General features: G+C 30.4%; 9 protein-coding genes and 1 tRNA gene. 5 read left to right on the top strand and 5 right to left on the bottom strand.

The genetic code is table 11. The features are described from left to right. Window positions 1-1,206 precede the first annotated feature (1,206 nt). Both IPK88_12430 and IPK88_12425 read left to right on the top strand, forming a co-directional pair. Window positions 1,207-1,782 carry a hypothetical protein gene (locus IPK88_12430; protein MBK8244225.1) on the top strand — a complete coding sequence of 192 codons (576 nt, stop codon included), beginning with the start codon at window positions 1,207-1,209 and terminating at the stop codon, window positions 1,780-1,782. 17 nt (window positions 1,783-1,799) lie between these two features. Beyond that, window positions 1,800-2,840, top strand: a complete 1,041-nt coding sequence (locus IPK88_12425) for a toll/interleukin-1 receptor domain-containing protein (GenBank protein ID MBK8244224.1) — start codon at window positions 1,800-1,802, stop codon at window positions 2,838-2,840. Window positions 2,841-3,087: 247 nt separating this feature from the next. On the opposite strand, the gene IPK88_12420 is transcribed toward IPK88_12425, so the two are convergent. After that, window positions 3,088-3,774: a fibrobacter succinogenes major paralogous domain-containing protein gene (locus tag IPK88_12420; GenBank protein ID MBK8244223.1), complete on the bottom strand. Its 687-nt coding sequence runs from the start codon at window positions 3,772-3,774 to the stop codon at window positions 3,088-3,090. 440 nt (window positions 3,775-4,214) lie between these two features. Between IPK88_12420 and IPK88_12415 the strand changes: the two genes are divergently transcribed. From IPK88_12415 to IPK88_12405, 3 genes are all read left to right on the top strand, one after another. Then, on the top strand, window positions 4,215-7,244 hold the full coding sequence (locus IPK88_12415; protein ID MBK8244222.1) for an N-6 DNA methylase: 3,030 nt from the start codon (window positions 4,215-4,217) through the stop codon (window positions 7,242-7,244). Window positions 7,245-7,276: 32 nt separating this feature from the next. Further along, the gene (locus IPK88_12410; protein ID MBK8244221.1) at window positions 7,277-8,245 is read left to right on the top strand and encodes a hypothetical protein; all 969 of its coding nucleotides are present in this window, start codon (window positions 7,277-7,279) and stop codon (window positions 8,243-8,245) included. Window positions 8,246-8,401: 156 nt separating this feature from the next. Then, window positions 8,402-9,154: a hypothetical protein gene (locus IPK88_12405; protein ID MBK8244220.1), complete on the top strand. Its 753-nt coding sequence runs from the start codon at window positions 8,402-8,404 to the stop codon at window positions 9,152-9,154. Window positions 9,155-9,300: 146 nt separating this feature from the next. Here IPK88_12405 and IPK88_12400 read toward each other — a convergent pair whose 3' ends face one another. The 4 genes from IPK88_12400 to IPK88_12385 form a co-directional block, all read right to left on the bottom strand. After that, on the bottom strand, window positions 9,301-9,714 hold the full coding sequence (locus IPK88_12400; protein MBK8244219.1) for a hypothetical protein: 414 nt from the start codon (window positions 9,712-9,714) through the stop codon (window positions 9,301-9,303). Between the two features lie 904 nt (window positions 9,715-10,618). Further along, entirely contained in the window at window positions 10,619-10,999 is a 381-nt protein-coding gene (locus IPK88_12395; GenBank protein MBK8244218.1) for a hypothetical protein, read from the bottom strand. Between the two features lie 296 nt (window positions 11,000-11,295). Next, window positions 11,296-11,368 (bottom strand) — tRNA-Lys (locus IPK88_12390). 154 nt (window positions 11,369-11,522) lie between these two features. Beyond that, a complete protein-coding gene (locus IPK88_12385; protein MBK8244217.1) occupies window positions 11,523-12,695 on the bottom strand; it encodes a saccharopine dehydrogenase NADP-binding domain-containing protein in 1,173 nt (390 codons plus the stop codon). Between the last annotated feature and the right edge of the window lie 97 nt (window positions 12,696-12,792).

Below are 12,792 nucleotides of genomic sequence, written 5' to 3'. Positions count from 1 at the left end.
AAATATAACTAACATTATGTTATAATAAAGTATACTTACTTATAAAGTTGCTCTTGAAACACAAGAGTGCTTAAATCCAGATTAAATCACTTTTGAGCCTAAGTCCAATTTTATTTCAAGTTTTCATCTCAAGAAAAAACCTCAATTCAATTTGTCACCACTTTCAACTCTTAAATTCCCTATAAAGAGTGTTCCAAAGTGGTGACAAAATCAATAAATCCATTAATTCCTAGATATCAAACCAGAAAAAGTTACCGCAAACGCAATTAACCTATATATGAACTTGCGCTTGCGCTCACTGATTAAAAGAATTGTATTTGTTCTGAAGATATATTTTAAGCATAAGAAGCAATCTTTGATTAATCCATCATTATAAATTGTATCTAGAGAAGATAACATCTAAAGTTGTACTTTGATTGTATAGATGTCTTATCTAAAAATACTGCCTGAATTCTCAAATAGAAACAGATCATATCTACAGAACCAAATATGCAACAGAGCATAATAAATTGGAAGGGCCTTCTTCTTCAGAAGTAAAAGAGAACAAAACAATCAGCTTTAAATGGCGCTGAAAGGCCTATAGGAGACTTCTGGTGAGTTTAAAATCACCTTAAGAATCTGAAAGAAACATATATTAGCTCTCTAGATATGCCACTATAGTCATCTTGATATACTCATTTAAAGAAGCTAAATTGCAGCTCAAATAAAGGCTACTGCAAAATATTACTAACATTAAGTATAGTACAGTAAACCTGTACACTCCTACTCTAAACCTACCTAAATCTATATTTTGAGTCTCAATTTCAGAATATCAAAATAAGGCTTAAACCTATAAATTTTGAATTTTTTACCTCCAGATACTCCCAATCCAAAATCTGTCACCACTTTCAACTCTTAAATTCCCTATAAAGATGTTCCCAAATTGAGGACAAATTGAATTATTGCTCTAGATTATTGTAAAATGGAAAATGTCACCACTTTCAGATTTAAATTCCATAATAAAACACTCTCAAAGTGATGACAAATCCCTAAAATACTGATTTTCCAATATGTACAGTTAGTATTTATCTGCCAATACAGTTAATAGCTCATTGTCATTGAGTAGGACTATTTTCAATTATTGCCTCTCTTGACTTTATTAAAGTGACTCAGATGACTAAAATTAAATAACTTTGGGTTATAAATTAATTGCTAAATTATAGAAACATGAGAATGGTCTTTGGGTTACTATTAATACTTGGATTTCTAGGTTGCAATAAGGAAGTTGAAAATAATACCAAATTGGAATTAACTGTGTTAGACCAAAATGGGAGACCTGCTGAAGGCATTAATGTAAAATTATTTAAATATTTTGTTCAATACATTGATAATGTTTCAGAGATGAGCAAAGGGATAACAAATGAAAAAGGAATTGTGACATTTTCTAATTTAGATACTATAATGTATTATTTTAGCCCTATTAATGGATGCCTAAACAATTATTTGGAAGAAATACGGTCAATAGTTTTGAAAGAAGGAATAACAAATACAATTACAACACGTTTGCATCAAACTGCAAAGGTATCTATAATAAATAATACAACTAATACTTATATAATATCCTTTAATGGTATTTCAATATTATACATAGGAAGCAAGGAAAAATCTGTAACAAGAAATATCATGCCTACTGGCAAAGTCAATGTTCGGGTAGAACAACAGAACTTTAGCATGTTCCCTATTGACACTACCTTTATTATAGAGGCAGAATGTAATTCTAATGAAAGTATAGTGATACCATAAAATAAAAAATAAGAATTGTGAAAAAAAACATATTTATATCACATATTTCAGAAGAAGAATTTGTTGCAACCTCCATACTTGAAATATTAAAAGAAAGATTTAAAGACAGAATCAATTTTTTTTCATCAACACATAAGGAATGTATTGAACTTGGGGATAAATGGTTAGAAAATATAAAAGAATCAATGGAAACAGCAGATCTAATATTATTAATTTGCAGCCCCATTTCAATAACAAGACATTGGATTAATTTTGAAGCTGGTGCAGGATGGATTAGAGGAATTCCAGTGATTCCATTGTGCCATTCAGGGTTAAAACCAGGTCAATTGCCTTCACCAATCAGTTTTTATCAAGGAGCAGAAATAAATAGTACAGAAGGTTTTGAGAAATTATGTATGCGTATTTCAAAATTATGTGGGACGAATCTACCAAATTTGGAGGCAGAAGATTTTTTAACAAAAATAACAGAATTTGAAAAAAAAATAAAAAATGAGCTATTATATAAAGATACATTATTTATAAAAACGTTATTATTTGGCGACCTAAAATTTTTAAAATATTGTATATATGCTTCCACTATGAGTGTACCTGAGATAATTGAATTTGAAAAGGAAAAATTACGGATTAATAATTATACCATAAATTATAACAAGTTATTCAATTTATTTAATCCTTCTATACTCAATGTAATAAGTGGAGAAAAGGTTTATGTGCAATATTATAAAACTATAATTTCTTTATCAAATAATATAAAATTTATTTTGAGTCGAAATAATATGTCAATAGCTCCAGATATATTAAAAGGATTAGAAAATTTTATATTTCTGGGAAATAATATAGATTGGTATAGTTCTATAGATAATATATGTAGAAATATGAAACAATTTGATTTTGTATATAGTATGATTAAGGATGAACCAACTCCATTAAGGAAAGCTAATGGAACGAGTCTTCCTTTCTTTAAATACTATTTTAGTTTAGAAGCTTCAAAACAATTATTAAATATATTAAGTTATGAATTTGACTCCATATTAGGTAATGATGAAACAATTCTATGATTGGTATGATGTCTATCAAACATAAAAAAATTACTTCCAAGAAAAGGAATAGGAGAATAGATTGATTGCTTCATAAATAATATCATTAACAGCATCAAAACAAGAAAACATGACCGCAAGAGCAAATACCCTATATATATATGTTTGCGCTTGCGCTCACTTAAAAACTTTATATCATCAATAAATGATTATTATCCATGTCCATAATCCAATGTCTGCCTCAGCATTCAAACAATCCTTAAGTTGACTAATCTTTTATGCATCTAATATAATAACCATGGCGACGTAGGCTTTTAAGATTCCATACATTAACAAAAAAACCACTACTAAAAGAAGCTTCAAACCTAATACCTTCAATAGTAGTCCACCAATATGAAATATTACCAGAAAATTTAGATTCACCAAGCATATTGCAAAAACCACCTGGAAGAGCATTGAAACCACTTTCATTTGTCCCATTACCATACTCTTTAAAAGGACCTTCAAAATTAGGTGCCACAATTGCTTCATAGTTGATTACATCTGTCCAGCCATTTGTGCTTTTAATCTTTCTAAGTGCTATTGATTCACCTCCTAAATAATCAGTAAGTTCTTTGGTATCAGCATAACTTGGAATCTTCCAGCCTAATGGGGCTAAGCCTCTAGAATCAATAACAGCAAACCAATTATATAATTTTCCATATTTAAACTCATTAGCATTATCAAATTTATAAAAACAACAAGCAGGTTTTTTCTTTTTACCAGCTTCAATCCAATCACCATGACAACTAATTAATGGAATTGAATCACCATTTCTAAATTTACTAACATTCAAATTTTTTGATGCCCAAATTTGCTTTCCAATTTGAACCTCTTGTGCCTTTGAATTAGTACTACAGGATAAGAAAAGTACTGTAGCAAATAAAAGGATGAAGAATGATGCTGGTTGTTTCATTTAAACTAATTTAATAAATCAAATGTAATTAATATTTACTGAACTAATAAATAACTTAAAGCTCACTATTAGAATAGACAGATCAAAGCATAGAAAGTCAAATAAAGCCAACTGAGAGCCTAAAATAGATATAAGGTATATTTAGCTTGCTGTATACAGATATAATTTGAGTCCTATAGAACTGATAAAATTTAACGGAGCTTAAACAAATCCAAAATGAAAGCTACTTCAAAATATTACTAACATAATGGTATCGTACAGGATGAATTTCAATCCCAGGCTATGATAAAGTCATCGATTGGATTTTAAGTTTTCTTTCTCTAGATATTTCCTATAACAAGCTTTTGGCCAATACAATTTAAAACTCACCATAATTCCACTGAAACATCTAAATTAGTGCCTGATTACAAAAAAACAATCAAGCCTTAATATCAATAAAGATGGGATTCTTCCAAGACACCGTTGTAAATAAGTATCTAAAGACAAATGACTCCAATTTTATAAACCAAGCCTATATAAGATATAAGGAGCATTTCCACAATCTTAGAATACAGGAAAACATTAGGAATAGCAAAGAAGAACAGTATCAAGGGGAGTTTCTAATAGATCTCTTTGTAAAGGTACTGGGCTACACCAAAAACCCTACTGACAACTTTAACCTTACAACAGAATACAAGAACGTCAAAGACAGTAAAAAGGCAGATGGAGCTATTCTGATAAATGGGATTGTAAAAGCTGTTATAGAGCTAAAAGGGACCAATACAACTGACTTAGGTAAGATAGAAGAACAAGCCTTTGGTTATAAGAATAATCAACCAGAATGCATTTATGTGATAACTTCCAACTTTGAGAAGTTAAGGCTATATATAGATAATGCAATAGAGCATATAGAGTTTAATCTGTTCACACTTAACTTTAAGGATTTTGAATTGCTATATCTATGTTTAGCCTATGAGAACCTTGAGAAGAATATACCTAAGAAGATAAAGGATGAATCTCTAAGTGAAGAAGATGTCATCACCAAAAAGCTCTACAAAGACTACTCTATCTTTAAGAGTGAGTTATTCCATAATATAGTATCACTGAATCCAGATATTGATTCTATAGATCTTTTTCAAAAGAGTCAAAAACTCATTGACAGGTTTCTATTCCTGTTTTTTGCTGAAGATAGATCTTTGCTGCCACCTAATTCAGTAAGGCTTATATTAAGTGACTGGAGAGATCTACAAGATAGGGATGAAGATATAGGTCTGTATGATAGGTTTAAAAAGTACTTTGAATATCTAAACACTGGTTATAAAGGTAAAAGGTATGAGGTTTTTGCATACAACGGTGGATTGTTTAAACTTGATGATATCTTAGATGTGCTTAAAATAGATGATGAATTACTTTATAAGCACACTTTAAAACTATCTGAATATAATTTCAACAGTGAAGTTGATGTAAACATACTTGGGCATATATTTGAAAATTCATTAAACGAGCTAGATGAATTAAAAGCTCAATCTGAAGGTGAAGCTATTGATAGAAAGAAAACAAGAAGAAAAAAAGATGGAGTTTTCTATACTCCAAAGTACATAACCAAATATATTGTAGACAACACCGTAGGCAAACTGTGCATAGAAAAGAAACAAGAAATTGACATTAGAGATGAAGATTATATCTATGATAAAAAAAGACCAAAGAAGACTACTCTTTCTTCTATAGATAAATTAAATCAATATAAAGCATGGTTATTGCAGTTAACTATCTGTGACCCTGCTTGTGGTTCTGGAGCATTTCTGAATCAAGCTTTAGACTTCTTAATAAAAGAACATAAATACATTGATGAGCTGCAAGCTAAGCTATTAGGAGAAGCACTAGTCTTTAGTGATATAGAAAAAAGTATATTGGAAAACAATCTATATGGTGTAGATATAAATGAAGAAAGTGTTGAGATAGCTAAACTATCATTATGGTTAAGAACTGCTCAGCCTAATAGAAAATTAAATGATCTGAACAATAATATTAAGTGCGGTAATTCATTAATTGATGATCCAGATGTTGCTGGTGACAAAGCTTTTAATTGGCACAATGAGTTTCCAGAAATATTTTCTAAAGGTGGGTTTGATGTTGTAATTGGGAATCCACCATATGTAGATATAAAAGCATTAGACAAGAAAATTTCAAATGAACTCTTTAAAAAATATCAAACCGCTGAAAACAGAATAAATTTGTATTCAATTTTTTTAGAAAAAGGATTTCAAATACTAAAAGACTATGGAATTTTATCTTATATTAATCCAAATTCTATTCTTGTAAATTCCTCCTACACCTTAATAAGAAAATTGTTGATTGATGATATGACTAGAATAGTTAAATTGCCTGATGCAGTATTTGAAGATGCAACAGTTGAAACAATAATATTTGAATTTCGTAAAAAATCAAACCAAAATAATCTTGAAACAATAATCTATAATAAAGAAGAAAAAATAAATTCAATTGATATTCAGAGGACAAGAAATATCAATAAAGAAAAATGGAAACAAAATTCAGATTATAATTATAATATTTATTTATCAAAAGAACAATTAGATATATTAATCAAATTGCAACAGGATTCAATCAATCTTGGAGAAATATCTGACTTTACGTTAGGAATAACACCATATGATAAATACAGAGGACATAGTTCTGAAACAATAACAAACAGATCATTTCATTCAAAAACAAAAATTTCTGATAAATACAAACCGTTAATTACAGGTGAAAATATAACAAGGTATAATGTGTCAAACAAAATAAAAGAATATATACATTATGGTGATTGGTTAGGTGCTTCACGAGAAGAAAGATTTTTTACAACTGAAAGAATATTGGTAAGACAAATAGTATCTGGAAATCCACCAAGAATATATGCAGGCTTAACAAATGAATCATTATATTTTACACAAATTGGATTTGGAATAATACCAAAAACGATAAATATAAAGTATATATTGGGCTTACTAAATTCAAAGTTAATAAATTTTTATCACAAATATAGATTTTTGGATTTAGAAAAAGAACTTTTTCAGAAAATATTGATTGCAAATTGCAAATCTATTCCAATAAAAAAAAGCCCTAATAATCAAGAAAATAATATCATATCAAAGGTTACAGAAATAATAAAGTTAAATCAAGAAATTCATAAACTAATTAATAAAATAACGACAAGGATAAAAACAGATTACAATTTACAAGAATTATCAACAAAATTGGAAAATTGTTACAAATTAAGCGTTAATGAATATTTTACTGAAATAATGAAACTAAAAGTACAATTAAAACCTTTTGAAAAAGACGATATGCAAGATTATTTTGAAAACAATAAAAAAAATATTGAAGATCTGTTAAAACAAATAGAAAAGACTGATTCAGAAATTGACCAAATGGTTTATAAACTTTATGAGTTAACAGAAGAAGAAATAAGAATAGTTGAAGAAAGTTAAAATTGTAAAATAAAAATTAAATTAAAAAGAAAATGCTAAGATACAATACTAATATAAAGTCCTTTGAGCCTTTGAGCAAAGCAGAATTGAAAACAGAGAATATTCTTGAGCGGTATGATTTTCAACAAAGTATAGTTAATTCATGGGATACTGTAAAAAATGAATTAGGACTTCCATCTGCCTATCTTATTGGACAAGAAATAAAGCCTCATTCATCAGTTGGTAATTCTATAGACTTATTAGCTTTTGATTCTTCAGACAGTTCATTAATAGTCATTGAACTGAAAAGAGACAAGGACAAATTCCAATTGCTCCAATCACTATCATATGCTTCAATGGTGGCAAACTGGGATAATGAAAAATTAATATCCACAGTTCAAAGAGACATCAATCCTGAACCATCAGAATTAATTGATTTAATAAATAACAACCAATTAAATGAACATATAAAAATCATCCTAATATCAGAATTTTATGATCCTGAAGTTATTATAGCATCAGAATGGTTAATTAATAAATATGGGCTGGACATAACTTGTTTTGCAGTTCAAGTCCTAAAATTGGAAGATCAAATATTTTTTAATTTTGAACAGAGACTTCCCTTAAAAGAATTAAGTGAAGTTTATGAAGAACGTACAAGAAAGAGCAAACCAAGTAAGTTGAATCAAAATATTACGTGGGAAGAAGTACTTCCAAAGTTAAAATATTCTTTTGCAAAAAGGGCTTTGGATTTTTGTTTGAAGTATAAAGAAGGTGATCCTTCAAGAAGGAGATTTGGAGGCATAAGAAGAAATTATGATGGCTTTGAAGCTATAAGTACAATGTTTAGAGAAAAATTTATTAATGTTTATATAACTGGAAGATTTGAGGGTGCAGAAAATTTAATTCAAGAGAAAATGAAAAGGCAGCTTGAAATAGGTAATTGGCAAAATGGTTATTCATTCTATATAGATAATGAAAAAGATTTTAATAGTTTTGTAAATTGGATTGAAGCTAAATAATTCATGGGGTATTAAATTTATTAAATGAAGACCGAGGCAAATACAAATTCAATTTTAAAAGTATATGGAGTAAAAACTGTTTATTAAACAACACATGCCCACAAGATATTTCATTTTCAATTTATTTTAAAGTAAATATTTAATAATATATAAATTATGCCAATCAGTTCAAATACTTTATTTCATTTTACAAATAAAAAGGAAAATTTAATCGGGATACTTAATAACAATTTTAATATATATTATTGTATTGAATCCTTAGATCTTGGTGGAAATAGAATATTAGATTACGCAGCGCCAATGGTTTGCTTTTGCGATATTCCTTTGGGAAAAATTAAAAAACATCTAGTTGCTTATGGAAATTATGGATTAGGCTTAACCAAAGAATGGGGAATAAGAAATCAATTAAATCCGGTATTGTATTTAGAAGCTAATTCAATTTTATCAAGCAGTATAAAAGTAATTTATGATAATTTTATTTTAAAAAAGGCTGGCTTGTTTTGGGATTTTAACTCTAAAATTGATCAAGCAATCTTAAATCAACTTAGATATTGCAAAAATTATGAAAGGAAAAAAGATAATTTAATAGAGAACAGCTCAGTTTCAAAATATTACGATGAAAGGGAATGGAGATATTGTCCTTCATATTCTACTAATTATCAAACGATATTGGGTGGAGCATATTTGCCTACAAAAACTAATCTAAAATCCATTAATAGTTCAGTTAAGCATTTGAAACTTGAATTTACACCTGACGATATAAAGTATATATTTATTAATAATGATGAAGAAATATTAGAGTTTATAAACTTGCTTAAAACCACCAAAAGTAAAAAATATTCAAAACAAGAAGTAGAAAAATTGAGTACAAGAATAATAACAATTAAACAATTGAAAGAAGATTTCTAAAATGCGAATTTTATACAATTTCTTCTTAATCTGTTTGTCAACTTATTTTAGAAAAAATAATTCAATTCCTTAGATATACGAAATAAGATATAAATTCTTTTTAGTCGATGCAAGCATTGAATTTAACCTTATAAAATTTATTTAATTCAACTTAATACACCTATTAAAATAAGTTTATTAGATGAAATACTTCCTGAAATCCATGCGCTACTTTGAACATGACAATGATACCCTTGGGCTTTTGAATTTACTACAATTAATCTGTCCCAATTATTATTGAGATAATTAATTTTAGGTGTAAAGCCAATCTTATAACTAAGAACTGGATTAGGGATAATTTCATAGTAGTAATTCTGGTAAGATGTATTTACAAACATTAAAACATCATAATTTTGGGAATCTATAAAAACTGAAAGACTACTAGACATTTGAAGAGTCAATGCAGTATAGAACCCTGTGAATTCAGTATTAAAACAAAAATTTGGATCATGCTTTTTAGATAGAAATGTCCCTTGATTATTTGCATTTTTTATTTTCGAAATAAATTTCTCTTTATTCATAAATATCCTTGTTTATTATAAGTATGTTTTGTTATTTAGTAAAGCTTACTTAAATCCAACATTAACATATAATTAATAATATATATTTTGCAAACTACCTTGAGCATAATGTCCCAATAACAAATTCTTAAAAGGTATCAAACTGCAATTTAAAGAAAGTTTAAAATATCCATAAGATTTCTAAAAAAGTTACAAATTGCCTAATAATTGTACGGAGCAAAATATCAGCAATAATTATTAAAAATAAAATAAACGCTATAGTAGCAAAACTCCTTATCCTGCTGCATAGAGCTGGCTACAGAGCTGGTGGAGCCTTCTGTCAAGGCTGAGAATCCCGAAGGGATGAAAGCATTGGCCACTGTGATCAGCAAGCATACCTTTAAAAAATACCACCAGAGGTGGTTAAATAGATAAGCTTATGTGCAGCGGAAGGCTCCCAGCTGCCAGCTCAAAAACAAGTAAGCAGCGGTGGATTTATAAGTGTTTGAAATGAAAGAGAGAATGAGGCTAGATAAAATGGGTAGGCATGTGTATAGCTTATCTAGACCATGAAAGAAAGAATGAAAACTCTTATAAAGACAGGAAAGCTGTGGATGACGAAACAAGCTTACCTACAAAAATCTGTGACAAATGTTCTATAAGTGCATAGGCTTAGGTGAGGCTTATAGATCATGATAAACCCAAAGGGTTTTGGCACACGTTTTTGTGTAAGTGAAGTTGAGGAATGCCATATAACAGCTGTGCTATGAGTGGAAACAAAAGCTACCTAAAGGGAAAGAGCACACAAGAAACATGGAGATACAAAAATCCGTTCTATCAAAATAAACATATCTGTATAAATAAATTAAACATAAAAAAGGAAGGTGTACATCAACGACATACACCCTCCAAATAATGGTAACAGTTAAGCTTCTACTAAGTTACCATTTGTACTAAATAAATTGACATCTGCTCTCACAGCGTTGGAAATAACAGTGTTCTCATCTTGCCTGTTATCTGGGACATAAACCCACCTGTAATTAAGCTCTAGGATCTTACCTGTTTCTGGAACCACATAATCATAAGGTTCACATTCCTTCTTGTCTATTGACCCAGGAAGTTGCTTACCGATCATAGTTTTAGCTACATCTTCAGAAAACGTAGAAGCTATGTTAGCTTTTTTGACCGTAGCATAAAGTCTACCTTCTTGTGATTGAATAAATTCTAAATCTCCAGTAAGAACCAAAACAATAAAATCTTCTCCATCAGAATTTTTCTTGATGGAATAACTCGAAACTGTTACCATTTTAAAATAAATTAAGAAATTAAAAGATCACCTTTAGAATAAAGGGGCAGGGAAACTTTCACTGCAAGGATAACAAGGGGGTGTAGGGTTGGAGAGTAGCAAGGGGGAGGTTCTCAAAAGAAATTGAAAAGAGGGGTAAAAAAAGGTGTTGGAAAAATATAAAAAAAAATAAAAAACCAATGATTACCTTTGAAATACAGTTTATTATAGTTCATTAAAGTTCTTCAAAAGTGAGACCCTAATGAGACCCAAAAACAAAAAACCCTTGAAAATCAACGACTTACAAGGGTTTAAAGTGATCTGTTTGGGATTCGAACCCAAGGCCCACGGCTTAAAAGGCCGATGCTCTACCAGCTGAGCTAACAGATCAGAGGAATACGTTTTTTTGTAAAACGAGTGCAAAAATATATTGCTCTAAGCTCTTTTCCAAACCATTATGGTATTATTCACAAATAAATATTTTTTTTAATATAAAAATCCATCGAAAGGCCTTATTTATGGGCATTTTGTTCCAATTTATAGACTACTGTTCTAATTTCATTTTTTCCTTAGACCGATTGGAACCGTATGCTAATTGGACAAATGGCCCCTTGAGAAATTCTTCTGTATTGATTTGTGACTGTAGGATTGGACCTTTGTAATGGCCTGTAAGCAACATTCGGGCACATTCCAACATAGGTGCGGCAGTGGTCAATTGGATGGCTTTAAGCTTGTGGCTGCCGATCATCATGGGCTCTATTCGCTTACTTTTCTCTATGATTCTTAGATTACCCTGCTTGTCCTTTCCTTTGACAGACGCGTATAATATAATAAGGTCATCATCAACAAGCGGAATGTCATTCAACATACGCTTAAGCAGCACCTGATCTTTGTCCGGGACATTTCCCATTTCTTTCAGTTGCTCCCTCACCCATTGGTAATGACCTGGATATCGGATGGTTTTATAATCGAGCGACTTGACTTTATTCTTAAAAAATTCAGGCATATCGGCAGCACCTCCGGAAGTAAAATCATCCTCATAGTGAATACCATCTATAATTAGTTGGGTAGTTTCAGACAAGGCAGGCATCATTTGAGAATTTCCATTCCTGAGCACAATGGCGTCCTTTACATATTCAGTGGCAACACCAATGGGACTCCAGGTAAAGCCATAATAGTGCGGACCTGTAGTCATCCGGGTTAAAGCGCCAACTTTCATCGATACATGATCCACCTCCTGATCTCCATATTTAGAAACAAACTCCTTATATAGGTGATGCGTTAAGATGTTGATGTACCCTGGAGCTAGTCCTGCTTGCAACACAAAACCAGTCTGTGCGCCCTGACTCATCTGTAGGATTTGATCAGATTCTTTTACATATTCTGTTAGATTCACATAATGTAGTCCATACTTTAATGCTATTGCCGCCATTCTAGGAGCCTCTCCTCCAGGCAGGCAATCCAGAATAATCTCACCGGACTTGAATACATAATCCATTTGATCCGTCGTCTCGGTAGGATGCACTACAAAAGGCTCTATTTGTGCAAGAGAAGAGGATCCTTCTTTAATCCAATCCACTACATCGGAAGCAATACGATGTTCTAAGTCTCCGATGAAGATGTCTGCATCAATTTCAGGCATGTCAGCCAAAATAAGGCCAACCGCCCTACCAATTCCCCCCGCCCCGACAATAATGACCTTGTGTGGATGATACATTTTAATTTTTTTTTTGAGATGCAAAACTACGATTTAATTATTTCAAGGCTAAGTAATATCATAAAAAATGATTATATAAGATATTATTTTAATATGT

Origin of the sequence: Candidatus Defluviibacterium haderslevense, assembly GCA_016712225.1 — a bacterium.
GTDB lineage: Bacteria > Bacteroidota > Bacteroidia > Chitinophagales > Saprospiraceae > Vicinibacter > Vicinibacter haderslevensis.
Note: the sequence above shows the minus strand (reverse complement) of the source record. Positions and strands in the feature narration are given on the sequence as shown.